Here is a 25,653-nt window from a genome sequence, read left to right as displayed (position 1 = left end):
ATGGCGTTAAGTGTGTGGTGGGGTGTTATTTTTTTATAAGAGACAGGCGGGGGGCGGGGTGGGTGGGGGGGCGGTGGGTGGGAACGCCGGGGCGCGGCGCCCCCCCGCTCGCAGCGGGGTGCTGCCTGCCGCCCTGGGCGGCGGCACCGTGCCCGCCGCGATGGTCGACGCGGTGTGGGTCGTCGCGGGCGCGGGCCTTGAGCTGGCCCGTCACCGGATCAGCCCAGGCGAGTTCGCCGCTCGTGGGGCGGCGGGAAGCGCCAGAGCCGGGTTGGTGTGGGCTGGTGGGCTGGTCGGGCAGACAGTCCTTCCCGTCCCAGTGCTCGGGGCTCTCGTCGGGGGCGTCGTCGCTCAGTCCACGGCCGCCCTCGTCGTCCAGGGACTGCAGATCGCGATCGTCGCGGCCCGTGCCGACGGCGCCGACCGTGATCTGCTCGCCGTCCTGGAGGCAGAGGCCGTCACCACGACGGCCACCGCGGCGCTCATCGGCCAGGCGACCCTGGACCTGGGCGCGGACTGGAACGCTCGGCTCACCAGCGGCGCCCTGCCCGCCCTCGCCCACGTCCGGACATCACTCACCTCCACGGACCCCGGCGCCGCGATCAACGAGCTCGTCGCCGCGACCTGCCGCCACGCCGGCCGACCGCTGTTCACCACCATCGACGAGTTCGACCAGTGGATGGCCGACAGTGACATTCCCTTTGTTCTCAACCCGAACCCGTAGCCCGGGACGGCCGGGGGTTTCTCGCCTGCGGTGCCCGCGGAACAGAAAACGAATCCCTCTCCCGGCACGAGGTGACGGGAGAGACCGCGGCGAGGTCGACCGGGCCTACTGGAGGCACCGACATGGAAGGCCACCCGGCCGCGCACGCCGTCGATCGGCCCCTACCAGCCGGCTCGCCATGGCGAACATCCCGCCCGCGGGCAGGTCAGTCCTCGCCGGAGAAGCGTTCCCAGGCGGCCTGCTTGGACACGCCGAGGGCGGCGCCGATACGGGTCCAGCTGATGCCGCGGCGACGTAGGACGTTCACATGGTCATGGACGGCGGCGTCGGCCTGGGTCACGACCGCCTGGACCTTCGCCAGGCCGGCGAGCAGGTCGTCGTCGGACCGCTCGTCCCACGCGCCGAAGGCCGGAGCCGGCTCCTCGGCGATGATCATATTGCAGAGGTCCACACAGTCGTTGCAGATGTAGACGCCTGGGCCGGCCACGAGCTTGCGGACCGCGGCCTTGTCCTTCGTGCAGAAGGAGCAGCACAGACTCTCAAGCAGACCCTCGCCGGGCACCTGAAGCCGAGTATTCGCCATGCCGTCAGGTTAACCCTGACGACCCGGAAACGTCAAGACTTCCCTGACGGTCGGCCATTCCGGGACACGCCCCCGTCCTGGCACCGGATAGCGGACCAAAGCTGTCTGCTATTGGAGCGGGAATGACCCCACGACGACGCAGACTGCGCAGAGCGGCGCCGCGCTGGTCCCGCACATCCACCGCGAGCTCCTGCACCACCTCGCCGAGGTATACCTGCTGCGCGACCGCTACCAGCACACCGACAACCACACCGGGAGGCCGACCGACCATGGCGCGTGAGGTACAGATCACCTTCGACTGCGCCGATCCGGCGGCGCTCGCCACCTTCTGGGCCGAGGTTCTCGGCTACCGGCCGCAGGACCCGCCACCGGGCCACGCCTCCTGGGACGAGGCCCTGGCGGCGATGGGGGTGCCGACCGAGCGACGTAACGACGCCTCGGCGATCGTCGATCCCACGGGCCACGGACCGCGGCTGTTCTTCCAGCGGGTACCGGAGGGCAAGGTGGTCAAGAACCGGGTACACGTCGATGTCCGCGCCGCTCCCGGCGTCGGCGCCGACGCCCGGATGGCCGCCCTGGAGGCGGAGGCCGACCGCCTCGTCGCCCGAGGCGCCACCCGGCTCGCCCGCCACGACCCGGTTCGCCCGCACGCCGGGCACATCGTGATGGCCGACCCCGAGGGCAACGAGTTCTGCCTCGACTGAACCCAGGACCGCGCGACCGTGCGGGCGGTCAAACGGTTCCGCGGAACCGGGTCGGGTGGGGGCCGCGGTGGCAGGCCGGTCAGGTGAGGCGGGTCGTGTCCTCCTGGCGGAAAGGCTGGATCTCCGTCAGGCGGCCCTCGCGCACCTTCGACGGCCAGGCGGGGTCGGAGAGCAGGACGCGGCCGAGGGCGACGAGATCGAACTCGCCCCGCTCGAACAGCTCCACCAGCGGGGCGAGGCTCAGCGACGAGGCATCGGCCTTCGCCTCACCGAACGCCTGCGCGACCCCGACCGAGCCGATCGCGATCGTCGGCAGGCCGGTGAGCTGCTTCGCCCAGCCGGCAAGCGTGCGGGGCGAGCCGTCGAACGCGGGCAGCCAGTAGCGGCGGGTGGACACGTGCAGCGCGCTGACACCCGCAGTGACCAGCGGGCCGAGCAGGGTTTCGAGCTCCCCCGGGGTGTCGGCGCTCCGCGCGTCGTAGAAGCCGCCCTTCCACTGGGAGAACCGGTAGAGCACCGGGAAGTCGGGGCCCACCTCGCCCCGGATCGCGGTGACGACCTCGGCCCCGAGCCGGGCCCGGGCGGCCGGGTCGCCGCCGTAGCCGTCGGTGCGGCGATTCGTGCGGGACCAGGAGAACTGGTCGAGCAGGTAGCCGTGCGCGCCGTGCAGCTCGACGCCGTCGAAACCGGCCTCGCGGGCGGCCACGGCGGCGCGGGCGAAGGAGGCGATCACCGCGTCGATCTCCGCGATGGTCGCCGGCTCCCCCGCCCGGGTCCCGTCAGCCCGCAGGCCGGACGGACTGAACACCGGCGCGTCCGGGTAGGGCGGCGTCCCTGCCTCACGGGTGACGCCGAGATGCCACAGCTGCGGCACGATCCGCCCGCCAGCGCGGTGGACCGCCTCGACCACCCGCCGCCACCCGGCGAGAGCGTCCTCGCCGTACAGGCGGGGCACCCGCTCGCTGGACCCGGCCGACCGGTGGTCGACGTAGGTACCCTCGGTCACGATCAGGCCGACGTGCGCGGCCCGTCGCGCGTAGTACGCGGCGACATCCTCGCCGGGCACCCCGTCCGGCGAGGCCTGCCGGGTCATCGGCGCCATCACGAACCGGTTGGCGAGCGGCAATCCCGACAGCTCCAGCGGGGTGAACAGCGGCGAGGCGTCGGTTCCGTCGAGCAGGGCCTCGGAGTCCGTCCGAGGCGACGGCACGGGCGCGGAGGCCGACACGGGCGCGGCTGAGTCTGAGGACACGGTCACGACTGCTTCAAGTCGAGCCATGTCACCGCTGTTCCCGAGGGCTGCCCCGATCAGGCGGTCCCGCCACAGTTCGGCAACACGGCGGCGCCCCGGTCCCGAAGGACCGAGGGCGCCGTGACGTCAGACCTCGATCGTCAGGCCGTGATGCGGTTCGGCTGGGCGTAGGCCAGCAGGGTGGCGCGGTCCTCGGGCAGGACGAAACCGGCCCGGATGGTCGCGTCCGCGGCGGCCGTGTAGCGCTCCAGGTAGCTTGCCCGGGAGGGATAGAGCGCGGCGAGGCGAGCCGCGGACAGCGGCTTCGTCGAGCCGAGCAGCAGGCACAGTGAGGAGACCTTCGGCCCCGGATCGCCGGAGAGCACGTCCACGGGGACGTCGAGGGGTGGGGTCCGCACCCCTCCGGTGGCGATGCCGTCGGAGTTGCGCTTCACGCTGTAGAACCCGAAGAATTCGCTGGTGTCGATGCGTGGCGAGGTCACCGGCGCCTGGCCGGTCGTCAGCCACGTGGTCAGCGCTCGCCAACCGGCCTTGGCCACCAGGTGCAGGGGGCCGTTGTTGATGGGTGCGCCGCAGTCGAGACCGGGGATCATTCCGGTGAGATGGGCGTCCGCGTGCGCGGTGCCGGGGACCTCCCACAGCCGAAAGCGGTCACTGTCGGGTTGGCGGGCCTTGACCGAGCCCAGGATGCTGGTCGTGTCGGTCTCGGTCTGCACGTCGAACACGGGGGCACGCTGGTCGGTGCGGAAGGTCGTCGACGAGCCGAGCAGCAGTGGGCCGACGAGGTCCGAGTTCTTCCCGGGGCCGACCAGCTGCAGGCTGGCGGCTCCCCGGCTGTGCACGTAGAAGCCGTCGAAGGCCTGGGTGAGCGGCTGGACACCGTTGTAGTACGTGGTCATCGCGAAGGCCGACTGCGACTCCCCGGCCGCGATCAGGCGCTTCGGGTGCAGCCCGCCGAGGGTGCCGCCGGCCCGCACCGCCCGAGCCACCTGGGTGTAGATGTCGAACGAGAACCCGTCACCCGGGTGCGCCAGGCCGCCGTAGCGAGCCGGATCGATCGTCTTGAGGCCCTTGCCGGCCGCCTCGGATCCGGGGCCGGGGGCGGTGACCAGGATCTGGCCGCCCTCCACGCCGAGCCGCTGGGCGGAGACGCCGACCCAGACGTCACCGCGCCGGGTGATCTCCTCCGACAGGGTGGACCACTCGGGATCGGCGTCCACCCCGCCGCTGACGTTGAGCCACTCGACGATGACGTTGCCGCTGAACTTGGCCTTCGCCTCCGGCCGGCGGACCACGATGCGGGTGGTGTAGGGGGCGGTGCCGTCCGCGGCGAAGGTCCAGACACCGTTGCCCGGCAGGCCGCCGACGGCGCGGTAGGCGGTCGCCGTGCCGGACGCCGCGTATTCCTGCTGGGTGTAACCCTGCGCGTCAAGGTCGAGCGGGATGGCCTCGCCGAGGAACGGCCCGCCACCGCCGGTCAGCACGTGCGAGACGTCCGCCGCCGGACCGGGATTCGGCGTGACCGACACCCCGCCGCCCGCGGGGCGTTGCGCCGTCACCGTCGCCCCCGGTGTACCTGGACCACAGGCGGTCATCATCGCCGCGATGACGGCTAATAACGCGACGGTGACCGGATTGAGCAGGGCGCGCCGAGCCCGTGCCACGGACAGGTTCGGCCGCCCCCCGGACACCCGTGGGCGAAGGCCCACTCCACGTCTGAAAATATCTGCCTTCATAGCGACCTTTTCTCCACGGTTGCACGGCAACAACGCCGGGACCTATGTCCGCGAAGGCGTTGTACTGGTCAGTAACTTCCCCGGGGACCACATGGTGGAAGGACCGGCACGTGCGCGTCAAGGAGAGGGATCGGGCATCATGCGCGACGAGTTCGTCCAGATCGGCCGCCCGCCGCGCGCCGGGCACCGCAAGGGCCCGGCTGCCCGGGAGCGGATGCGACGCCCGGCATTCTCCACCAGCGATTTCCGGCCGGAACAGCGACTGCGTCCCGCACCCGGCGGCCAGCCGGGCATTCCGGGCAGGCCCGATTTCGCGGCGATATTGTGGTCGGCCCGATCGTGCCAGCGGGCAGAGCCGGACAGCCGTGACCTACTCCGGTCAGGTCGCCAGCAGGTCGTGAACGGTCACCGGAGCGAGGCCGGCGACGCGTAGGTTGGCGACGACCCGCGGGAAGGCGGCGACCGTGCCCGGATAGCCGAAGTGCATGCTCACGATGGAGCCGGGCTGGGTCGCGGCCCGGACCCGCGCGACCACCGCGTCGGCGCCGGGGGCGGTGTAGTCCAAGGGGTCGACGTCGAAGTCGACGACCGTGCGATACCCGGCCGCGCCGGCCTCGGCGAGGATCAACGGCGTGGCAGTGCTGGTGCCGGAAGGCCGGAAATAACGGCCCTGGGCAGGCGTGAGCCTGGCCAGCACCTCACGGCAACCCGTGATCTCGGCGGCCACCTGATCGCCGGGCAGCGCGGTCAACGTCGGATGGGTGTAGGTGTGGTTGGCCACCTCGTTACCGTGCGCGAGAATATCCGGGACAAGATCACGATGCGCGTCCAGCCACCGCCCGACGGCGAAGATGGTGATCGGTACGCCGAGCCGCGCGGCCTCACCCAACAGCGCACGCGCGAGAACCGGGTCCTGGCCGGCCTCGTGCGGGCCGAGATGAAAGGTCAGCGCGACCCGGGCCCGGTCCCGTGGCCCATGGGCGACCGCGGTGGCCGGCCCACCCGGCACAAGCCCGGGACCAGCCTGCGCCAACGTCGACGCCGGCTCGGGAGCCACGGCGGACGGCGTGGCCGCGGCTGTATGGTCCGCCGGTGTGTGGTCCGCGGCTGTGTGGTCCGCGGCCGCCGAGCCCGGCGACGAGTCGGAGCAGGCCGCAAGCCCGGCCGCCGCCACGGCGACCGCCACGGCCGGCCCAGCGGCCAGGAGCCGTCGGCGTGACGGGTCAGGAACGGCCGCCGGAATACGCGGGGCGTCCTCGGCACTCACGTACGGCCCGCATTGGACCCGACCAGCCGATTTCCATGCACAGAAAGTTCCCCCTGATCACCAGTATGTGATGGCGCTTCGCTGACAACAACACGCAAAGGTACGGCGCCAGGCACAGCGGAGGCCCATCGGGGGCAACACCGCCAACCACCAGTATTTCCAGGACACCGCGGGGATCAGATTGATGTGCGGGAAAGAACCGGACAGCCGGCCCGTGATCCGCGCCGGACGCGGTACCAGGCTCACTCCGGCCTCCGGGGCATGGCTAGTCTGACGCGGTGTCAGCCAAGGCTTCCTCGCGTTCCCACCGTGCGGTCGGCAAATCCCAACCGCGCATGTTGGCAGCCGTTGTCGGCACGATTCTCGTCCTGGCCGCGGCAGGCATCTACCTGATCACGGACGGAGCTCGAGGATCGGGCGCGGCGGGAAACGTGAACGCGAACACGCCCGCCCACGGTCATGGTGGCATGACCATGGGCGCTTCAGCCGGCACCGCATCAGCCGGCACCGGCACCGTCGCCGCGAGCGGCGCCGCCTCCTCCGGAGTCGACGTCTACGCGCATGCGCGGGCCGGCATGTTCAGTCCGGTCGTACGCGACGACCCGGCGTACGTCTACGTTCCGAACCTGGCGGACGGGACGGTCAGCGTCATCGACCAGAAGACACTCACAGTGATCAGGACCTACGCGACCGGCCGCGAGCCGCAGCATGTCGTTCCCTCCTGGGACCTGCGCACCCTCTGGGTCAACAACAACAGTGGCAACAGCCTGTCACCGATCGACCCGCGCACGGGCCGGCTGGCCGGTCCGTCGGTGCCGGTCATCGACCCGTACAACCTCTATTTCACCCCCGACGGGCGATACGCGATGGTCATCGCCGAGGCGAACCATGACATCGACTTCCGTGACCCGCACACGATGGCCCTGCGCCACAGCCTCGACGTCGGCACACAGTGCGCGGGCGTCAACCACGTCGACTTCTCCCCTGACGGCAGCTACGCGATCGCGACCTGTGAGTTCGCCGGCCGGCTCGTCAAGATCGACATTGCCCACCAGTCGGTCATCGGCTATCTGGATCTCGGCCGCCAGTCGGCACCGCAGGACATCAAGATCGACCCCGCCGGCAAGGTGTGGTACGTCGCGGACATGAACGCCGACGGCGTCCATCTACTCGACGGCGACCACTTCGTCAAGATCGGCTTCGTCCACACGGGTCCAGAGACACACGGCCTCTATCCCAGCCGGGACGGGCGCTTCCTGTACGTGGCCAACCGCGGCGGACAGATGAGGGGCATGTCCGTGCCGTTCCCGCACTCCGGCGATGCCGGCTCGGTGTCGGTCATCTCGTTCGCCACCCAGGCGGTCGTGGCGAACTGGTCGATCCCCGGCGGCGGCACGCCGGACATGGGCAACGTCAGCGCGGACGGCACCCGGCTCTGGCTGTCCGGCCGCCGTAGCAACGTCGTCTACGTCTTCGACACCGGCGGCTCCGCCGGAGCGGACCCGTCCACCGGCCGGCTCCTGACAAAGATCCCCGTCGGTCGGGAGCCGCATGGCCTCACCGTCTGGCCACAGCCCGGCCGCTACTCTCTCGGCCACACCGGCATCATGCGCTGAACACCGGGTGCGCTGAACACCGGGTGCGCTGAACACCAGCTGCGCTGGCACACGGGCCGCCTGTGATCCCCTCGGGCAGCTTGCACCGAAACAGGCGCGACGGGTGAACTCGTCATGCACAATGGGACCGCACGGCGCATCCGGCACGGTCGCCGCGCAGACGGGATGAACCGCCCATCGAAGCACGTCCTGAATCCTGGCCGGGATCCTTGTGGGATATCTCGCGAGCCAGATAGCACCTAGGTGCTATTCAGTTGATTTGAGCGGCTTCACGCGTTTCGCTCTAAGGTGCTGCCGGAACGACAAAATATGGTCGTGCCCGGGACGAATGGGGAGGACTCACCGTGTCTCGATGGAGCATGCGCCGACGCGCGCGAAGTACGCGCCCCGGATCGCCCACGCTGGAGTCGGCCCGCACGCCAGGGCCCCTCGTGCCCGCCGCCGCGGCGGGCCTGCGCCGCGCCCGCGTGCAGCACATCGAGGTCGACCGGGACTGGCGGCGCTGCGGTTCGGAGGAAGGCGGCTGCGGCGTGCTGCTGCCACTTCACCAGCTCATCTGCCCGCGCTGCGGACAGACGAACCGAGATGACCTGCTTCCGTTGAACATTCGGCGTCTGCTGCCCACGCACGACGCCTACGAGCACGCCGTCGCGGTACTGCGTGGCACCTCACCCGACCCGGCCGCGGCCGCCCTTCGCGGATATGCCGCGCCCGAGCAGCTCGCCCTCCCGCCACCGTCCTGACGAGGTTGGCGCGTGCGCGCCGCACTCGCCAGAACGGATCACCGCCCGCCACCCGAGCGAAGCCGTCAGCGGTAGTGGGGGTGCGGGTAGTGGCAGTGGACCGGCGGATACGGCCCATTCGGCGGCGGGCAGGACGGCGGCGGGCAGCCGGCGCCCGCGGTGAGGAAGCCAATCGCGCCCGTAACAGCAACCGCCGCCAGGGCCCGCGTCCGCCGCACGGACCGCGATCTTTTCCGGGTGTAGAAGGGTGGGCGCATGACTGAAACCTCTCCGAACGTTCGCCATCCCGATCGAAGTTTTTTATAGCGGACTGATCACGATAAGCAAAACCGGCGCGCCGTCCGCGGACAGGCTATTCGAAAACAGCGACATGACCGACCCTCACATCAATGCGGCAACGCGTCTTTCTCCGCCGGAACGGCCAGATCGGTCAGTGCCCGGCGGACTGGGGTGGACGCCCCAGCCAGGCGCACCACTCATCGATACCGACGCCGGTACGGGCACTGATCTCGACCACTTCGACGCCCGGACGAACCGCATCGAGATTGCGCCGAAAAGCCGCCAGATCGAAGTCCAGGTGCGGCAGGAGATCGGTCTTGTTGACGAGCACGAGATCCGTCGACCGGAACATCACCGGGTATTTGAGCGGTTTCTCCTCGCCCTCGGTCACCGCGTACACCATCGCCCTGCGGTGCTCGCCGATCGGGAACTCGGCCGGGCATACCAGATTCCCGACGTTCTCCACGATGACAAGATCGAGTTCGCCCAGCGGCAGGCCGGGCAGCGCCGAGGCAACCATCGGCGCATCCAGGTGGCATTCCCCGCCGAATCCGTCGCCCGTGTTGACCAGCGCGATCGCCGCCCCGAATCCGTCCAGGCGGTCCGCGTCCAGGCTGGTCTCGATATCGCCCTCGATGATCCCGATCCGCCGGTGCGGAGCCAGTCGGCGCAGTGTCTCGGCGAGCAGGGTTGTCTTGCCCGCCCCGGGCGCCGACATCAGGTTCACCACGGTCACGCCGGCCGCGTCGAACGCCGCCCGGTTCGCCTGGGCGACCCGCTCATTCTCGCCGAGGATCCGTTCCATCACCTCGACCCGCTCCGGCGCGGTCGCATAGCCGGACAGGTCCACCGGCCGGTGCGGCCGCTCGGCGCCATGGGTCGGTTCGGCCCTGCCTTCAGCCGGCCGGGCGCCCTGCGGCGGCCGTGCGGGCGGAGCAGCGCCCTGGGTGGGAGCAGCGCCCTGGGTGGGAGCGGAGCCCTGGGTGGGAGCGGAGCCCTGGGGGGGCGGGCCCGGACGTCCCGCGCCGGCCGGTGGATGCGGCGGGACCACCCGGGGTGGCGCGCCCCGTCGGCTCGGGCGATGCGGAAAGGAGCCGGGCGGATGGGGATGGAAACGGCCCATGTCAGAACTCCGCCGGTGCGGTGGACGCCAGCGCGGTGGGCACCGGCTGGATCGGTGCCAGGTCGAACGAGGTGATGAGAAACTCCTCGCCACTGGTCAGGGTCAGGTGCGTGGCATCGGCATCGCAGGTGGTGCAGCGCACGAACGGCCGGGCAAGCTCACCCTCGGTCCCGCAGGCGCGGCAGCGGGCCCGGGCCGCCACGAGATCGATCTCCAGGCGGGACCCGGCCAGCAGTGCTGCGCCCGGATGCGCCCGCCAGGCACGATCCCAACAGGCCACGAGCGTGGCCGGCACGACCTGACGCAGCGCCCCGACCTGGAGCCGGACCAGAAGGACCGGCCGGTCGGTGGCCGTTGACGCGACCTTCCGAATGACGATGTCGGCGATCGACCGGCAGATCGACAGCTCGTGCACGTCCGGTCACTCCCGTCTCGGCCCCGTTGCCGGACGCCGCACGGCGAGACCTCGACGCGGCGGCGCTGGCCGGTTCGGCACCGGCTCTGACTCCACTCTCACCGCCGGTGCGCCGGTCGACAAACGTCACCCCGCGTAGGTGGAAGCCTCCGCACACGACCTATCTGCGGGTCCGCCGGGGCCGCATACCGTCACCGTGCCGGCGCCGGAACCTGGCCTGCGCCTGTGCTCCCCGGGAGGAAGGACCGCCGATGTCATCCGTGCTCTGGTTCCAGGGCGGGGCGTGCAGCGGTAACACGATGTCGTTCCTCAACGCCGAGGAGCCCACCGTCATCGACCTGATCACCGACTTCGGGCTGGATCTCATCTGGCATCCCTCGCTGGGCCTCGAGTCCGGCGCGGCGGCCCGGGACCTGTTCTGGGACTGCGCCCGTGGGATTCGGCCCGTCGACATCTTCGTGTTCGAGGGATCAGTGATCCAAGGGCCGAACGGTCGGGGCACCTTCGACGTGTTCGCCGATCGGCCGATGCAGGACTGGGTGCGGGACCTCGCCGCGCAGGCGCAGATCGTGGTGGCCATCGGGGACTGCGCGAGCTTCGGCGGGCTGCCGGCCACCGCGCCGAACCCGACTGACTCCACCGGCCTGCAGTTCCATCGCCGCAGCCCCGGTGGCTTCCTCGGCGCCGGCTTCCGGTCCCGGGCCGGGCTGCCCGTCATCAACGTGGCCGGCTGTCCCGCCCATCCGGACTGGATCACGCAGATCCTGGTGGCCCTGGCCACCGGCCGCGCCGGCGACATCGAACTCGACGACCTGCACCGGCCGCAGACGTTCTTCACGTCTTTCACCCACACCGGCTGCACCCGCAACGGGTTCTTCGAGTACAAGCAGTCGACGGTTTCCTTCGGCGACGGAACGCGGCACGGCTGCCTGTTCTACGAGTTCGGCTGCCGCGGCCCGATGACCCATTCCCCCTGCAATCGGATCCTGTGGAACCGGCAGTCGTCGAAAACCCGTGCCGGAATGCCATGTATCGGCTGCACCGAACCCGAGTTTCCGTTCTTCGACCTCGCGCCCGGCACAGTGTTCCGTACTCAGAAGGTCGCGGGCGTCATCCCGCGGGAGGTGCCCGAGGGCGCCGGTCACCTGACCTACCTGGGCCAGACGGCCGCCGCCCGACTGGGCGCGCCGAAATGGTCGAAGAAGGACATGTTCGTCGTCTGAGCGGCCGTCGTCCGAGCGATCAGTTCCCCTTCACGAGAAGAGACGTACCGATGACGACCGTCGATCTCAACGTCAGCCCGATGGGGCGGGTCGAGGGCGACCTCGACGTCCGGGTCACGATCGACGACGGGGTGGTCAGCTCGGCCTGGACCTCGGCGGCGATGTTCCGCGGCTTCGAGATCATCCTGCGGGGGAAGGACCCGCAGGCCGGCCTGATCGTGACCCCGCGCATCTGCGGGATCTGCGGCGGCAGTCACCTGTACAAGGCGGCATACGCGCTCGACGTCGCCTGGCGCACCGAACTGCCGCGCAACGCGACCATCATCCGCAACATCGCCCAGGCCTGCGAGACCCTGCAGAGCATCCCGCGCTGCTTCTACGCGCTGTTCGCGATCGACCTGACCAACCCGCGCTACGCCGCCTCACCGCTGTTCGACGAGGCCGTCCGCCGGTTCACCCCGTTCACCGGCACGAGCTACGGGCCCGGGGTGGCCCTGTCCGCGGGACCGATCGAGGTGTACGCGCTCTTCGGCGGGCAGTGGCCGCACTCGTCCTTCATGGTGCCCGGCGGGGTGATCTGCGCACCGACGCTCGCGGATGTCACCCGGGCCACCGCCATCCTCGAGCACTGGAAATCGCAGTGGCTGGAGCAGCGCTGGCTGGGCTGCTCGGTGGACCGCTGGCTCGCCAACCGCACCTGGGCGGACGTGCTCGCCTGGCTGGACGAGAACGAGGCGCAGGCAGGCAGCGATCTCGGGTTCTTCCTGCGCTACTGCCTCGACATCGGCCTGGACCGCTACGGTGCCGGCACCGGCAACTACCTGGCCACCGGCACCTACTTCCAGCCCGAGCTCTACGCGCATCCCACCGTCGACGGCCGTAACGACGCACTGATCGGCCGCTCGGGAGTGTACGCGGCCGGCAGCTACTTCCCGTTCGACCAGGCCCGCGTCCGCGAGGACGTCACCCACTCGTTCTACCAGGGCGGCGCCGCCCATCACCCGTTCGACGGCGAGACGAACCCGATCGACCCGGAGGCCGGATCGGCCGCGGGCAAGTACAGCTGGGCGAAGTCGCCCCGCTACGACGTTCCGGGCCTGGGCCTGCTGCCGCTGGAGGCCGGGCCGCTGGCCCGCCGGGTCGCCGCCGCCGCCCCCGGCGCCGCCCCCCACCAGGACAACGACCCGCTGTTCGCCGACATCCTCGCCACCATCGGCTCGTCGGTGATGGTCCGGCTGTTGGCCCGGATGCACGAGGCCGCCCGCTACTACCGCTGGGTGCGTGACTGGCTCGATCAGCTCGACCTGAGCGAGCCGTTCCACCTGCCGGTGACCGAGCTCGCCGAGGGACGCGGATTCGGAGCGACGGAGGCGGCCCGCGGCTCGCTCGCGGACTGGATCGTCCTGGAACGCGGACGGATCGCGAACTACCAGGTCATCACCCCAACGGCCTGGAACATCGGCCCCCGCGACGGCACCGGCACCCCCGGACCGATCGAGTCCGCCCTCGTCGGGACGCCCGTGGCGGACCCGGCGGATCCCGTCGAACTCGGCCATGTGGCCCGCAGCTTCGACTCCTGCCTGGTCTGCACGGTCCACGCCTACGACGGCCGGAGCGGACGGGAGCTGTCGAGATTCGTCCTGAACGAGACCGTATGACCGCGCGGAACCCCCTGCCACGCGGTTCCGCGGAACCGTTGCGAGTCCCGCTGGACCCGCCGGGTTTCGCTCCACCGTCCTTCGACGCCGTGGTGATCGGCTGCGGCAACCCGCTGCGCGGCGATGATGGCGCGGGCCCGCTGCTCGTCCGCCAGCTCGCGCAGACGGGTGTCCCGGCCGGCGTCCGACTCGTCGACGGCGGCACCGCAGGTCTGGACACCGCGTTCGCGATGCGGGGCGCGAGGCGGGTGCTGATCGTCGACGCCGCCCGTACCGGCGCGGCACCCGGCACTGTCGTGCGGGTGCCCGCCGACCGGCTGGCCGCCCTGAGCGACCAGCCGCCGTCCCTGCCGCAGCCACACGCGGTCCGCTGGGACCAGGCGCTGGCCTTCGCCCGCTGGCTGCTCGGCGACGACTTCCCGACGGACATCGTCGTCTACCTCGTCGAGGCCGCCTGCCTCGACCTCGGTGCCGACCTCACCCCGGCCGTGCGCCGATCCCTGGAGCGAGTACACACCATGATCCTCGACGACCTGATCCTTGACGGCCCGGCCGCGGCCGAGCAGCCCCAGCCAGTCGGCGTGTTCCCGCTGCCCGCCGGTTACCTGCTCATTCCCGGGCGCGACGACGAGACCGCCGCGCTGCGCCACACCCTGGCCGCCGGCCGCACCCCGTCCGCCTGGCCCGCCCGGCTGCGGGCACTGGAACTCGCCTACCGCGGCGAGATCGCCGCCGCCGCGGACCTGCTGGACGGCGACGACTCGGTCGACCGGTACAACCGGTTCGTCCTGCGTCCGGCGGGACCGCCGGTGGAGGACCCGGCCGACCTGCGCGCGGCCCTGGGACCGCGCCTGGGTGTCCTGGTCGACGTCGTGCGCTTCTCCTGCGGCGCCCTCGCCGAACCGCCGGAGCTCAGCACGGAGACCGGCGAGGTCGCGGCGCTGGTGCACGCGGCACACGCGGCGGCGGCAATGGCCGGCGCGGCACCCGAGCAGGCCGCGGGCCATCTCGCGCGCGCCCTGGAGGCGGCCACGCCCGTCGCCCCCGGCCTGGCCGCACAGCTGCTGTCCACCGCCGCCGACCTGCGCCACGGCCTCGAGGGACCGACCGACGCGGTGCTCGCCGACCTCGCCGCGGCCGGCGCCGCGCTGGACAAGACCGACCTCGTCGTCGCCCGGGCCGAGCTGCGCCTGGCCCTGGGTTCCGCCTACCAGGAGCGAGCCGGGGATGACCCGGAGCAGCTTCGGGCCGCCGTCGAGCAGTACCTGGCGGCGCTGCGGCTGGTCACCGTCGACTCGGCGCCGGAGCTGTTCGCCGCGGCCCAGGTGAACCTGGCCACCGCGTACCTCGCGATGCCGATGACACAGGCGTCCGACCAGCTGCGCGTCGGCGTCGCCATCGGGGGGCTGCGCACCGCGCTCACCGTGTACACCCCGCAGACACATCCGCAGCGCTGGGCGAACGCCCAGCTCAACCTGGCCAACGCCCTGGTGTACGCGCCGTCGGCGCACCGCCGGGAGAATCTGGTGGAGGCGGCCGGCCGGTTCGCGCAGGTCGTGGCCGCCCGCGACCCGCGGACCGACCCGATCGGCCGGGCCCGGGCACTCGCCGGCCAGGGCAACGCACTGGCCCATCTCGGCGCCGTCGAGCAGGCGACGAACACTCTGAGCGAGGCGCAGGCGAGCTTCGAGCGGGCCGGTTCCGACGACGAGGCGCGGGTCGTGCGCGCCCTGCTCGACGAGCTTGCCCTGATGGTCGCCGAGATCCGCGCCTCGCGGCCCTGATCCCGGTGGCCCTCACCTCGGGGGCCTGGCTGCCCCGGGTACACCTGGGCGCGCCAGCGCCGGGCGGGCTGGCGCTGCCCTCGGCGCACCCGTCGCTTACCAGCATGTACGCGCCGCGCGGGGTCTGGCTCGGCGAGAACCTGCTCGTCGTCGCCGACACCGGCAACCACCGGGTGCTCCTGTGGCGGCAGCGCCCACGGCTCGACGGCACGCCCGCCGACGTCGTCCTCGGCCAACCCGATCCGTACAGTGAGGGCCCGGCGGCCGGTGGGCGTGGCCCGCGGCGGGGACTGCACCTGCCCACCGGCGTGCTGGTCACCGGCGACGGACGGCTCGTCGTCGCCGACGCCTGGCATCACCGGCTGCTGGTCTGGGACGAGGTGCCGACGGCCCACGGCACCGCGCCCGACCTGGTCCTCGGCCAGCCCGACCCGACGAGCACCAGCGCCCGGCCATGCGGGCCGACCTCGCTGAACTGGCCGTTCGGGGTGGCGCTCGTCGGCGGCCGGTTCTACGTCGCCGACACCGGCAACCGGCGCGTGCTCGGCTGGTCCGGCGGTGTGCCCACCTCGCCGGACACACCGCCCGACCTGGTGCTCGGCCAGCCCGACCCGTTCGCCCGGGCGGACAACCGCGGCGGCGGGCCCGGGCCCGGGAGCTTCCGCTGGCCGCATGCCATCGCCGGCACCGGCACCCGGCTGTTCGTCGCCGACGCCGGCAACCACCGCGTCCTCGGCTGGACCCCGCCGGCACGGGGCGACACCGACGCTGACCTCGTGCTTGGCCAGCCCGACACGACCACCTGCGCCGAATCGCCCTACGACGCCGGCCGGCCGGACCGGCTGCGCTTCCCCTACGGCGCGGACTGCGACGGCGCGCTGCTCGCCGTCGCCGACACGGCGAACAACCGCGTCCTGCTCTGGGATGCCGCATCGGCCGATTGCGGCGCGCCGGCGAGCGCGGTGCTCGGCCAGCCGACATTCGCCGACACCGGGGAGAACCGCTGGACCGCGGTCGGCGCCGACACCTTGTGCTGGCCGTACGGGCTCTCGGCACGCGGCGGGCACCTCGCCATCGCCGACTCGGGCAACAACCGAGTCGTCCTCTGGGAGCGTCAGCCGTGACCCGGATACGACGCCGGGTGGCCATCGAGGGCGTGGTGCAGGGCGTCGGTTTTCGTCCGCATGTTCACCGGCTGGCGCACGAACTGCGTCTGACGGGGTTCGTCGGCAACGACACCGTCTCGGTCGTCACCGAGGTCGAAGGCGCCGCCGCGGACGTCGCCGAGTTCCTGCGCCGCCTGGCCTGCCCCGCCCCGCCGCTCGCCCGCGTCACCCGGATGACCGTCACCGAGCTTCCCGCGACCGCGACCACGCCTGCGCCGACTTTGGCCGACGCCGACGCCGACGCCGCGTTCCGCATCGAGGCGAGCCGGGCCGCGGCCGGGCCGCCCACCCAGGTCCCGCCGGACGCCGCCATGTGCGCGGACTGCCTGCGCGAACTGTTCGACCCGGCCAACCCGCGCCACCGCCACCCGTTCATCACGTGCACGAACTGCGGCCCCCGGTTCACCATCATCACCTCATTGCCGTACGACCGGGCGGCGACGACGATGGCGCGCTTCCCGATGTGCGCCCGGTGCGCCGCGCAGTACGCCGACCCCGGCGACCGCCGCTTCCACGCCGAGCCGATCTCCTGCCCCGACTGCGGCCCCCGGGTGCGCTACCTGCCCGGGAACGGGCAGCCGGTCCTGGGAACCGACGCGGCGCTGGCCGCGGCCCAGCGGACGCTCGCGGCCGGCGCGATCGTCGCGGTCAAGGGGCTCGGCGGCTATCACCTGGCCTGCGCCGCGGGCGACGACGCGGCGGTGGGGCGGCTGCGTGCCCGCAAGGGACGCCCCGACCGGCCGTTCGCCGTCATGGCCCGGGACCTCGCGACCGCGCGCCGGTTCGCCCGGCTGTCAGCGACCGAGGCAGCGCTGCTGAGCTCCCCCGCCGCGCCGATCGTGCTCGCCGCGCGGCGCGGCTGCGGCCTGCCTCAGATCGCGTCCAGGGTGGCGCCCGCGGTGGGGCTCATCGGGGTGATGCTGCCGTACACACCGCTGCACCATCTGCTGTTCGCGGCGGTCCCGGGAGCCGATCCCGGCAGTGCGCCGCCGCCGGACGTCCTCGTGCTGACCAGCGCCAACCGGTCCGGCGAACCGATCTGTTTCGACGATGCCGACGCATCCCGGCAGCTCGTCGGGCTGGCCGACGCCGTGCTCGCCCATGACCGGCCGATCCTCGCCCCCTGCGACGACTCGGTGGTGCGTGCCGACGGCGAGCGGGTGATCCCGCTGCGCCTGGCACGCGGCCACGTACCGCTGCCGGTGGAGCTGCCCCGGGCGGTCCCAGAGGTCCTGGCCGTCGGTGGCGACGGCAAGAACGCCAGCTGCCTGGCCATCGGACGGCGGGCTGTGCTCGGCCAGCACGTCGGTGACCTGGGCAGCCTCGCCGCGCTGACCGCCTTCGTACGCGCCGCCGCGCACCTGTGCTCGCTGTATGCCACCGAGCCGTCCGCCGCCGAGGACCGGCTGCTCGCCGCCGACCCGCATCCCGGCTACACCACTCGTGCCTGGGCGGTGCGGCAGGCCGCGGCGCTGGGCGGTTCCGGGCTGGGCGGTTCCGCGGAACCGCGACTGGTCCAGCATCACCATGCGCATGTGGCGGCGCTGCTCGCCGAACACGGGCGGCTCGGCGAACGGATCCTCGGGTTCGCGTTCGACGGCACCGGCCATGGGCTGGACGGCACGGTCTGGGGCGGTGAGGCGCTGCTGGTCGGCCCGGAGGTCAGCGCCGCCGAGCGGATCGCGCATCTGCGCGCGGTGCCGCTGCCGGGCGGGGACACCGCGGTGCGTCACCCGGGCCGGGTGGCACTCGCGCATCTCGCTGCCGCCGGCCTGCCCTGGGACGCGGATCTCGCCCCGGTCCGGGCCGCCACGGCCGGCGAACTCACCACCCTGCGCACGCTTCTGGACCGCGGCGTCGCCTGTGTGCCCAGCAGCAGCATGGGCCGATTGTTCGACGCCGTCGCCGCGCTGCTGGGCATCCGCCAGCGCACCACGTACGAGGCGCAGGCCGCCCTCGAACTCGAAGGACTCGCCGCCGCGCATCCAGCGGCGCCGGGCAGCACCGCGCCCAGCCTTCGTTTCCGGCTGGTGGACGGGGTGCTCGACCCGGCACCGGTGCTGGCCGGGATCATCGCCGGGCTGCGCACCGGAGCCGCGCCGGGGGCGCTGGCCTGGGCATTCCACATCGCCGTGGCCGATGCGGTGCGCGCCGTCGCCGAGCGGGTGCGCGCTCGGCATCGCGTCGGGCTGATCGGCCTCACCGGCGGCGTGTTCGCCAATGTCACGTTGCTGCGGGCCGCCCACAGCCGGCTGGCGGCCCGCGGCTTCGACGTTCTCGTCCCGCAACGAGTGCCACCGGGCGACGGCGGGCTGGCACTCGGTCAGGCCGTGGTCACGGCGCTCGGCGCGCGGCCCCGTACCCACGAGAAAGGAGCCTGACGCGATGTGCCTGGGCATACCGGGTCGGATCACCGAGATCTGGGAGGACCGTGGCACCCGCATGGCGCTGATCGACTTCGGCGGCGCCACCCGCACGGCGTGCCTGGCCTACCTGCCGGACGCGGCCGTCGGCGACTACACGATCATTCATGCCGGCTTCGCCCTCACCGTCGTCGACGAGGCCGCCGCGCACCGCACGCTCACGACGTTCCGTGAGCTCGGCATCCTGGAGACCGAGGTCGGGACGTGAGATATCTGACCGAATTCCATGATCCGGAGCTGGCCGTGCGGCTGGTCGACGCGATCGCCGACACCGCCACCCGCCGCTGGACGCTGATGGAGGTCTGCGGCGGGCAGACGCACACGATCATCCGGTATGGGCTCGACCAGCTGCTCACCGAGCAGGTCGAGTTCATCCACGGCCCGGGCTGCCCGGTGTGCGTGACTCCCCTGGAAATGATCGACCGGGCGTTGGCGATCGCCGCCCGTCCCGAGGTGGTGCTCTGCTCGTTCGGGGACATGCTGCGCGTACCGGGCAGTACGGCCGACCTTTTCACGGTGCGCGCCCACGGTGGCGACGTCCGGGTGGTCTACTCGCCGCTGGACGCGGTCGCGCTCGCCGAGGCGCATCCCGAGCGGCAGGTCGTGTTCTTCGCCGTCGGCTTCGAGACGACCGCGCCGGCCGCCGCGATGGCCGCGGTCACCGCCCGCCGGCGGCGGCTGACGAACTTCACGATGCTGGTCAGCCACGTGCTCGTCCCGCCCGCGATGCGGGCCGTGCTCGCCGCGCCCGACAACCGGGTCGCGGCCTTCCTCGCCGCCGGCCATGTGTGCACGGTGATGGGCACCGAGCAGTACGAGCCGATCGTCGCCGAGCACCGCATCCCAGTCGTCGTCACCGGGTTCGAACCGCTGGACCTGCTCGAGGGCGTGCGCCAAGCCGTCACCCAGCTGGAGGCCGGTCGCACCGAGCTCGTCAACGCCTACCCGCGGGCGGTCCGCCCCGAGGGCAATCCGCCAGCCCGGCGCATGCTCGCCGAGGTGTTCAGCGTCTGTGACCGCCCCTGGCGCGGGATCGGGACGATCCCGGACTCCGGCTGGCGGCTGGCCCCGGCCTGGGCGGATCTGGACGCCGAGCGGCGCTTCGACGTCGCGGAGCTCACCGTCGCCGAGTCGGTGCACTGCCGCAGCGGCGAGGTGTTGCAGGGCCGGATCCGGCCCCCCGAGTGTCCCGCGTTCGGCGGTGACTGCACGCCGCGCCGCCCGCTCGGCGCGACCATGGTCTCGGCGGAGGGCGCCTGCGCCGCCTACTACCAGTATCGCCGGCTCGCCATGGTGGACCGTGACCGAGTGGACCTGACCGAGTGGACGGTGACTGAGTGACCGGCTGGAGCTGCCCCGCCCCGCTGCGCGGTCACGACCGCGTCGTGCTGGGTCATGGCGGCGGCGGGGTCCTGTCCGCCGAGCTCGTCGAGCATCTGTTCCTGCCGGCCTTCGCACCGGAGCCATCGGAGCTGTCGGAGCCATCGGAGCCACTGGCGGACGCGGTGGTGCTGGAGGTCGGCGGTGGCCGGCTGGCCTTCACCACCGACTCCTATGTGGTCCGGCCGCTGTTCTTCCCCGGCGGCTCCATCGGCGAGCTCGCCGTGCACGGCACCGTCAACGACCTGGCCTGCCGCGGAGCCCGGCCGCTCGCGCTGTCCGCCGGGTTCATCCTTGAGGAAGGGCTCGAGCTGGAGCTGCTCGGCCGAGTGGCGCAGGCGATGGGACGGGCTGCCGCGCAAGTGGGCGTCCGGGTGGCCACCGGGGATACCAAGGTCGTCGAACGGGGGCTCGCCGACGGCCTGTACGTGAACACCAGCGGCATCGGCCTGGTCCCGGCGGGAGTCGACATCCGGCCCGCCCGGGCCAGACCGGGTGACCGGATCCTGCTGTCCGGACCGATCGGCGACCACGGAATCGCCGTGCTCAGTGTCCGGGAGGGCCTGGCGTTCGGCGGCGATCTACGTTCGGACACCGCGCCGCTGCACGGGCTGGTCGACGTCATGCTGGCGGCGACGCGCTCCGGCGTGCACGTACTGCGCGATCCGACCCGCGGCGGTCTGGCGACAAGCCTGTGCGAGATCGCCGCGGCGGCCCGGGTGGGCATCGGATTCACCGAGAGCGCGATCCCCGTGCGGCCCGCGGTGGAGGCGGCCTGCGGCTTCCTCGGCCTCGACCCGCTGCACATCGCCAACGAGGGCCGGATGGTCGCGTTCGTCGCCGCCGCCGAGGCCGACGCGGTGCTCGAGGCCATGCGCGCCCATCCAGGCGGCCGCGACTCCGTCCTGATCGGTACGGTCACCGCGGAACATCCCGGCGTGGTCGTCGCCCGTACCGCCTTCGGCGGCACCCGCGTCATCGACCGCCCCCTGGGCGAGGCCCTCCCCCGGATCTGCTGACCGCCGCGGGCCCTCGTCCTGGCCGGCTGCTTTCCTAGCCAGCCGCGCTGCTGATCCCCGCACGACGCAGTAGTTCGAGCCCAGGTTGCCGCCAGGCGGGCTGCCACCACCCACCCGACGATGCAGCCATTGTCGACGATGCAGCCATTGTCATTGTCGCTCTGGCGGTCGTGGACCAGCAGGCGCCACGCGGGGCCGGTGCGTCGGGGGACATGGCGTGATCCTCTCCTTCGCCCGGACGGGGACCACGAGCGACAAATCCCCTGGATCGTAACGAGGCCACCGTCGTTGTCCACAGTGGGCGCCCCGGGCATGCCGGGCTGCCCGGGGGTGGCCGTAGGGTGGCGGGCATGACCCCGCCGCCCGGCCCCGCGGAGCTGGCCCCTCCCGTCGGCACCGACCCGGCCTCATCGGCCCCCGAGGTGCTCGCGCGGGTCTTCGGCTACGACGTGTTCCGCCCCGGCCAGCGAGAGATCATTGATCATGTCGTGGGTGGCGGCGACGCGCTGGTGCTCATGCCGACCGGCGGCGGAAAGTCGCTGTGCTACCAGATTCCAGCCCTGGTGCGCCCGGGTACCGGCGTCGTCGTCTCGCCGCTGATCGCGCTCATGCAGGACCAGGTCGACGCGCTGCGGGCGCTGGGCGTTCGGGCGGGGTTCCTCAACTCCACCCAGGATGTCGGCGAACGGCGGGCCGTCGAGAGCGCGCTGCTCGCCGGCGAGCTCGACCTGCTCTACCTGGCGCCGGAGCGGCTTCGGGTGGAGGCGACCTCCCGGCTGCTCGAGCGCGCGGCCATCTCGCTGTTCGCGATCGACGAGGCCCACTGTGTCGCCCAGTGGGGGCACGACTTCCGGCCGGACTACCTGCAGGTGTCGATGCTGCACGAGCGCTGGCCGACGGTGCCGCGCGTCGCGCTGACGGCGACGGCCACCCCGGAGACGCACCGGGAGATCACCACCCGCCTGGAGCTCGCCGATGCCTACCATCACGTGGCGAGCTTCGACCGGCCGAACATCCAGTACCGCATCGAGCCGAAGAAGGAGCCGAAGGCGCAGCTGCTGGAGCTGCTGCGGACCGAGCACGCCGGGGACGCCGGCATCGTCTACTGCCTGTCTCGCGCCACCGTCGAGCGGATCGCCGAGTTCCTCGTCGCCCAGGGCATCCCCGCGCTGCCTTACCACGCGGGGCTGGACGCCCGCACCCGCGCCGCCAACCAGGCCCGTTTCCTGCGGGAGGAGGGCATCGTCATGGTGGCGACGATCGCCTTCGGCATGGGCATCGACAAGCCGGACGTGCGCTTCGTCGCCCATCTCGACCTGCCCAAGTCCGTCGAGGGCTACTACCAGGAGACCGGCCGCGCCGGGCGGGATGGGCAGCCCTCGACCGCCTGGCTCGCCTACGGGCTGAACGACGTCGTCCAGCAGCGCAAGCTGATCGATATCTCCCCCGGCGACGCGGCGCACCGCCGCCGGCTGTCCAGCCACCTCGACGCGATGCTCGCGTTGTGCGAGACCGTCGAGTGCCGCCGCGTCGGCCTGCTCGCCTACTTCGGCCAGCGGGGCACACCGCCGTGCGGCAACTGTGACACCTGTCTGCACCCACCGGAGTCGTTCGACGGCACGATCCCCGCGCAGAAGTTGCTCTCGACGGTGCTGCGCCTCGACCGGGAGCGCAACCAGCGGTTCGGCGCCGGCCAGGCCATCGACATCCTGCTGGGCCGGCGCACCGCCAAGGTCGAACAGCACCGCCACGACACGCTGAAGGTCTTCGGAGTCGGCGCGGACCTGCGCGAACCGGAGTGGCGCGGGGTGGTGCGCCAACTGCTGGCCCAGGGGCTGCTCACCGTGCACGGTGAGCACGGCACGTTGGCACTCACCGAGGGCAGCGCCGACGTGCTGAGCGGTTCCCGCCAGGTCGCCCTGCGCCGGGAGCAGCCCCGTCCGGTGCGCTCCGCGACCGGAGCACGGGGCGATGCTGGCTCGGGCGGTGGCGGTGGCCGCTCGCGCCGCGGGGCGGCCGTGGCCGTGGAGCTGACGGCCGAAGCAGCGCCCCGGTTCGAGGCCCTGCGGGCCTGGCGGGCCGCGAGCGCGAAGGAACAGGGCGTGCCGGCGTACGTCATCTTCCACGACGCGACGTTGCGCGAGATTGCCAGCCGCCGGCCCGGGGACCTGGCCGCACTCGCGGAGATCAGCGGTGTCGGCGAGAACAAACTGGCAAAATACGGGCAGCAGATCCTCGACGTCCTGGCGGAATAGCCCCGATATGTGGAATAGCCGGAGATTAGGTGTCCGTTTCCGCTAGCATTCTCGCGGCCAATCCCTACACTGCCTCGGGAAGAGCGATCTCGAATGCCGGATCCGCGCCCTCGTCCGTTCGGTACCGACCCTGTGCGCGCCGACCTGTCCAGGGCCCGGCGGCTCCGGCTGTGTGCCGACGACGGTGCCGCCCGTCGCCCTTGGCGCGGCGGCGAGACGGTGCGCATGGCGGGTCGGGCCTGTCTGCTCGAGGGCGACCCGGTGGAGCAGCGCGGCGGCGACGGGTCCTGGGTGCTGCGGGAGGGCGCGGCGTGTGTCCTCGGGCCGGTGCCACGCCCGGTGTGGTTTCGCCAGGTGCTGGTCCGCCGGCCCGGTGACCGGGCGGGGGCGGTGCTGGCCACCGTCGACGGCCAGCTGCGGCTGCTGGCCGAGATCGGTGCCCGGGGTGCCGGGCTGCCCAGCCTCGTCGCGGGCCAGCTCACCGCCGCCGAAGGGGTGCTGCTGTCCGCCCGTCCCACCGGCCGCAGCTGGCGGGACGTGTTCGGCCCGCCAGCGCCGCGGCAGATGCCACCCCCCGACAAGGCCCAGGCCATCGCGCTGCTGCGGGCGGCCGCGGGCGCCGGCGACGCGCTGGCCATGCTGCATGAGGCGGGCTACAGCCACCGGGCGATGACGCCGGATGCGGTGGTATTGCCCGGGGCGAGCCGGTCACGTTCGGCCGTCCTGACCCGGCCGGGCCTGCGCGACCTCGGGCTCGCCACCGTCGTCCGCCTCGCCGGCGAGGGGCCGACCGAATACCGGGCACCCGAACAGGAGCGCCTCGGAATTGCCGGTCCCCACATCGGTACGCGTACGGACGTCTTTCGCCTTGCGGCAATGGCGTATCACGGACTGGCCGGTGTAAGGCCCGGCCGCGCCGCTCTGCCGGCGCCGCTGCGCGGCTGCCGCCTGCCGTTTCCCGTGGCGCAGACCCTCGACGAGGTGCTGCTGCGCGCGCTCGACCTCGACCCGAACCGGCGACCGAATCGGATCCGCGTACTCGCGGACGCCTTTCGCCTCGGTGCCCAGCACCTCGCCCGGTCCAGCTGCTGACCGACCGAGACAGCCCGCTGTGCCGCATTCACGTCACCTCGTCGAGGTCGACACCGACCGGGCAGCATCGACGAGACGGCAACAAAAGCCCAGGTCAGCGGCCTGACATAACACCAGGATGGTGCCGGAATCCACTGTTTCCAGTTATCCACCGGCGCGCCGTGTGGCATCTCACAGCGCACTTCATCGCCGTGACGCCCGGGTCAATATGGGGTAATTCCGGTTCCGATCACGGGCCACGGGTGACATCACAACTACTGGCCGCAGCGGGTGAAGAGGTGATTCATGGGCGCCGTCGACGCTCGGCCCATCAGCGATCTGGTTGACACAACGTGCTATCCCGTTACCGATCCCACCAGCCCGCTGTGGTGGAATGTCGTCTCCCGGGCGCGCCATGATCTGCATACTGACGGATGTTGCGTCCTACCCGGATTCATCCAGCCGTCGGCATTCCGCGCGCTCGCTGCCGAATGTGCCTCCGTCGCCGGGCATGCCTACGACCGCGTCGAGAACGTCAACGCCTACAACATCCCGGTCGACGCGGCACTCCCCGCGGACCATCCCGCTCGGATCACCATGCGCCGGGGCAACGCCTTCGTCGCCCGCGACCAGATACCCGCCGCTTTCGACATCCACCGGCTGTACCGCAGCGAGGATTTTCGGCACTTCGTCGCCGCCTGTTTCGGGCTGCCGCGTGTGCACGAACTCGCCGATCCACTCGCCGGCCTGTGCCTGAACGTCATCTCACCCGGCCTGGAACACCCCTGGCACTTCGACACCAACGAGTTCGCCGTCAGCCTGCTGACCCAGGAACCGCAGATCGGCGGCACGTTCGAGTACTGCCCGAACATCCGCACCGCCCAGGCGGAGAACTTCGCCGACGTGCGGGCCGTCCTGACCGGCACGGACAACCGGCTCGTGCACCGGTTGACGGTGCACCCCGGTGACCTGCAGCTCTTCCTCGGCCGCTACTCGATGCACCGGGTGAGCCCGGTGCAGGGCAGCACTGCCCGACACTCGGCGATCTTCGCCTACACCGAGCGTGCCGGTGTCATCGGCAACCGGGAGCGCACCCGACAGCTGTTCGGCCGGTTCCTGCCCGAGCACGAGAGCGCCGATGCCGGTGCGGTCCGCGTCGACGCCCTACTGGACTAGCTGTCCGCTGGACCAGTCGCCCCGCGATCGTTGTTCGAGAACTCCACCGATGTTCG

Annotated in this window: 21 protein-coding genes; 15 read left to right on the top strand and 6 right to left on the bottom strand. The window is 71.9% G+C overall.

Translation table 11 applies throughout. The features are described from left to right. The first annotated feature begins 73 nt into the window (after positions 1-73). Positions 74-724, top strand: a complete 651-nt coding sequence (locus MXD95_RS23990) for a hypothetical protein (protein WP_250642973.1) — start codon at positions 74-76, stop codon at positions 722-724. 205 nt (positions 725-929) lie between these two features. On the opposite strand, the gene MXD95_RS28710 is transcribed toward MXD95_RS23990, so the two are convergent. After that, positions 930-1,307 carry a ClpX C4-type zinc finger protein gene (locus MXD95_RS28710; RefSeq protein WP_285223752.1) on the bottom strand — a complete coding sequence of 126 codons (378 nt, stop codon included), beginning with the start codon at positions 1,305-1,307 and terminating at the stop codon, positions 930-932. A 269-nt stretch (positions 1,308-1,576) separates the two neighbouring features. Between MXD95_RS28710 and MXD95_RS23980 the strand changes: the two genes are divergently transcribed. Beyond that, complete coding sequence (locus MXD95_RS23980; protein WP_250642972.1) at positions 1,577-2,011, top strand: VOC family protein; 435 nt, start codon at positions 1,577-1,579, stop codon at positions 2,009-2,011. A 79-nt stretch (positions 2,012-2,090) separates the two neighbouring features. Here MXD95_RS23980 and MXD95_RS23975 read toward each other — a convergent pair whose 3' ends face one another. From MXD95_RS23975 to MXD95_RS23965, 3 genes are all read right to left on the bottom strand, one after another. Continuing rightward, complete coding sequence (locus tag MXD95_RS23975; RefSeq protein WP_308301567.1) at positions 2,091-3,263, bottom strand: NADH:flavin oxidoreductase; 1,173 nt, start codon at positions 3,261-3,263, stop codon at positions 2,091-2,093. A gap of 140 nt (positions 3,264-3,403) precedes the next feature. Next, positions 3,404-4,999 (bottom strand): alpha/beta hydrolase domain-containing protein, encoded by a 1,596-nt coding sequence (locus tag MXD95_RS23970; RefSeq protein ID WP_250642969.1) that lies wholly within the window; start codon positions 4,997-4,999, stop codon positions 3,404-3,406. A 379-nt stretch (positions 5,000-5,378) separates the two neighbouring features. Then, entirely contained in the window at positions 5,379-6,266 is an 888-nt protein-coding gene (locus tag MXD95_RS23965; RefSeq protein WP_250642968.1) for a polysaccharide deacetylase family protein, read from the bottom strand. 335 nt (positions 6,267-6,601) lie between these two features. Between MXD95_RS23965 and MXD95_RS23960 the strand changes: the two genes are divergently transcribed. Both MXD95_RS23960 and MXD95_RS23955 read left to right on the top strand, forming a co-directional pair. Further along, positions 6,602-7,882 carry a YncE family protein gene (locus MXD95_RS23960; protein ID WP_250642967.1) on the top strand — a complete coding sequence of 427 codons (1,281 nt, stop codon included), beginning with the start codon at positions 6,602-6,604 and terminating at the stop codon, positions 7,880-7,882. Positions 7,883-8,313: 431 nt separating this feature from the next. Then, positions 8,314-8,625, top strand: coding sequence for a hypothetical protein (locus tag MXD95_RS23955; RefSeq protein WP_250642965.1), 312 nt, complete (start codon positions 8,314-8,316; stop codon positions 8,623-8,625). A 430-nt stretch (positions 8,626-9,055) separates the two neighbouring features. Here MXD95_RS23955 and hypB read toward each other — a convergent pair whose 3' ends face one another. Both hypB and MXD95_RS23945 read right to left on the bottom strand, forming a co-directional pair. After that, on the bottom strand, positions 9,056-10,027 hold the full coding sequence (gene hypB / locus MXD95_RS23950; RefSeq protein WP_250642964.1) for a hydrogenase nickel incorporation protein HypB: 972 nt from the start codon (positions 10,025-10,027) through the stop codon (positions 9,056-9,058). Between the two features lies 1 nt (position 10,028). Then, positions 10,029-10,442 carry a hydrogenase maturation nickel metallochaperone HypA gene (locus MXD95_RS23945; protein ID WP_250642963.1) on the bottom strand — a complete coding sequence of 138 codons (414 nt, stop codon included), beginning with the start codon at positions 10,440-10,442 and terminating at the stop codon, positions 10,029-10,031. A 251-nt stretch (positions 10,443-10,693) separates the two neighbouring features. Between MXD95_RS23945 and MXD95_RS23940 the strand changes: the two genes are divergently transcribed. The 11 genes from MXD95_RS23940 (at position 10,694) to MXD95_RS23890 (ending at position 25,597) form a co-directional block, all read left to right on the top strand. Further along, on the top strand, positions 10,694-11,665 hold the full coding sequence (locus MXD95_RS23940; RefSeq protein ID WP_250642962.1) for an NADH-quinone oxidoreductase subunit B family protein: 972 nt from the start codon (positions 10,694-10,696) through the stop codon (positions 11,663-11,665). Positions 11,666-11,715: 50 nt separating this feature from the next. Further along, positions 11,716-13,323, top strand: coding sequence for a nickel-dependent hydrogenase large subunit (locus MXD95_RS23935; protein WP_250642961.1), 1,608 nt, complete (start codon positions 11,716-11,718; stop codon positions 13,321-13,323). Continuing rightward, complete coding sequence (locus tag MXD95_RS23930; RefSeq protein WP_250642960.1) at positions 13,320-15,107, top strand: hydrogenase maturation protease; 1,788 nt, start codon at positions 13,320-13,322, stop codon at positions 15,105-15,107. Before MXD95_RS23935 ends, MXD95_RS23930 begins: the two co-directional genes overlap by 4 nt. 5 nt (positions 15,108-15,112) lie before the next feature. After that, complete coding sequence (locus MXD95_RS23925; protein ID WP_308301565.1) at positions 15,113-16,231, top strand: NHL repeat-containing protein; 1,119 nt, start codon at positions 15,113-15,115, stop codon at positions 16,229-16,231. Further along, on the top strand, positions 16,228-18,654 hold the full coding sequence (hypF, locus tag MXD95_RS23920) for a carbamoyltransferase HypF (protein WP_250642959.1): 2,427 nt from the start codon (positions 16,228-16,230) through the stop codon (positions 18,652-18,654). The genes MXD95_RS23925 and hypF overlap by 4 nt, the downstream gene beginning before the upstream one ends. 4 nt (positions 18,655-18,658) lie before the next feature. Next, positions 18,659-18,904 (top strand): HypC/HybG/HupF family hydrogenase formation chaperone, encoded by a 246-nt coding sequence (locus tag MXD95_RS23915; protein WP_250642958.1) that lies wholly within the window; start codon positions 18,659-18,661, stop codon positions 18,902-18,904. Beyond that, entirely contained in the window at positions 18,901-20,037 is a 1,137-nt protein-coding gene (gene hypD, locus MXD95_RS23910; RefSeq protein ID WP_250642957.1) for a hydrogenase formation protein HypD, read from the top strand. Before MXD95_RS23915 ends, hypD begins: the two co-directional genes overlap by 4 nt. After that, positions 20,034-21,095 carry a hydrogenase expression/formation protein HypE gene (gene hypE / locus MXD95_RS23905; protein ID WP_250642956.1) on the top strand — a complete coding sequence of 354 codons (1,062 nt, stop codon included), beginning with the start codon at positions 20,034-20,036 and terminating at the stop codon, positions 21,093-21,095. Before hypD ends, hypE begins: the two co-directional genes overlap by 4 nt. Before the next feature lie 350 nt (positions 21,096-21,445). Beyond that, on the top strand, positions 21,446-23,350 hold the full coding sequence (gene recQ / locus MXD95_RS23900) for a DNA helicase RecQ (RefSeq protein ID WP_250642955.1): 1,905 nt from the start codon (positions 21,446-21,448) through the stop codon (positions 23,348-23,350). 225 nt (positions 23,351-23,575) lie between these two features. Continuing rightward, positions 23,576-24,442, top strand: coding sequence for a protein kinase family protein (locus tag MXD95_RS23895; RefSeq protein WP_250642954.1), 867 nt, complete (start codon positions 23,576-23,578; stop codon positions 24,440-24,442). A gap of 285 nt (positions 24,443-24,727) precedes the next feature. Next, positions 24,728-25,597 carry a HalD/BesD family halogenase gene (locus MXD95_RS23890; RefSeq protein WP_250642953.1) on the top strand — a complete coding sequence of 290 codons (870 nt, stop codon included), beginning with the start codon at positions 24,728-24,730 and terminating at the stop codon, positions 25,595-25,597. The last annotated feature ends 56 nt before the right edge of the window (positions 25,598-25,653 follow it).

It is taken from the genome of Frankia sp. AiPa1 (assembly GCF_023243075.1).
GTDB lineage: Bacteria > Actinomycetota > Actinomycetes > Frankiales > Frankiaceae > Frankia.
Note: the sequence above shows the minus strand (reverse complement) of the source record. Positions and strands in the feature narration are given on the sequence as shown.

Bases quoted from the DNA above. Each gene is read 5' to 3' on its own strand.
- MXD95_RS23970 (WP_250642969.1), bottom strand. From the start codon at position 4,999: ATGAAGGCAGATATTTTCAGACGTGGAGTGGGCCTTCGCCCACGGGTG.
- MXD95_RS23915 (WP_250642958.1), top strand. From the start codon at position 18,659: ATGTGCCTGGGCATACCGGGTCGGATCACCGAGATCTGGGAGGACCGT.
- hypB (WP_250642964.1), bottom strand. From the start codon at position 10,027: ATGGGCCGTTTCCATCCCCATCCGCCCGGCTCCTTTCCGCATCGCCCG.
- MXD95_RS23940 (WP_250642962.1), top strand. From the start codon at position 10,694: ATGTCATCCGTGCTCTGGTTCCAGGGCGGGGCGTGCAGCGGTAACACG.
- MXD95_RS23980 (WP_250642972.1), top strand. From the start codon at position 1,577: ATGGCGCGTGAGGTACAGATCACCTTCGACTGCGCCGATCCGGCGGCG.
- MXD95_RS23930 (WP_250642960.1), top strand. From the start codon at position 13,320: ATGACCGCGCGGAACCCCCTGCCACGCGGTTCCGCGGAACCGTTGCGA.
- MXD95_RS23935 (WP_250642961.1), top strand. From the start codon at position 11,716: ATGACGACCGTCGATCTCAACGTCAGCCCGATGGGGCGGGTCGAGGGC.
- MXD95_RS23890 (WP_250642953.1), top strand. From the start codon at position 24,728: ATGGGCGCCGTCGACGCTCGGCCCATCAGCGATCTGGTTGACACAACG.
- MXD95_RS23895 (WP_250642954.1), top strand. From the start codon at position 23,576: ATGGCGGGTCGGGCCTGTCTGCTCGAGGGCGACCCGGTGGAGCAGCGC.
- MXD95_RS23960 (WP_250642967.1), top strand. From the start codon at position 6,602: ATGTTGGCAGCCGTTGTCGGCACGATTCTCGTCCTGGCCGCGGCAGGC.
- MXD95_RS28710 (WP_285223752.1), bottom strand. From the start codon at position 1,307: ATGGCGAATACTCGGCTTCAGGTGCCCGGCGAGGGTCTGCTTGAGAGT.
- recQ (WP_250642955.1), top strand. From the start codon at position 21,446: ATGACCCCGCCGCCCGGCCCCGCGGAGCTGGCCCCTCCCGTCGGCACC.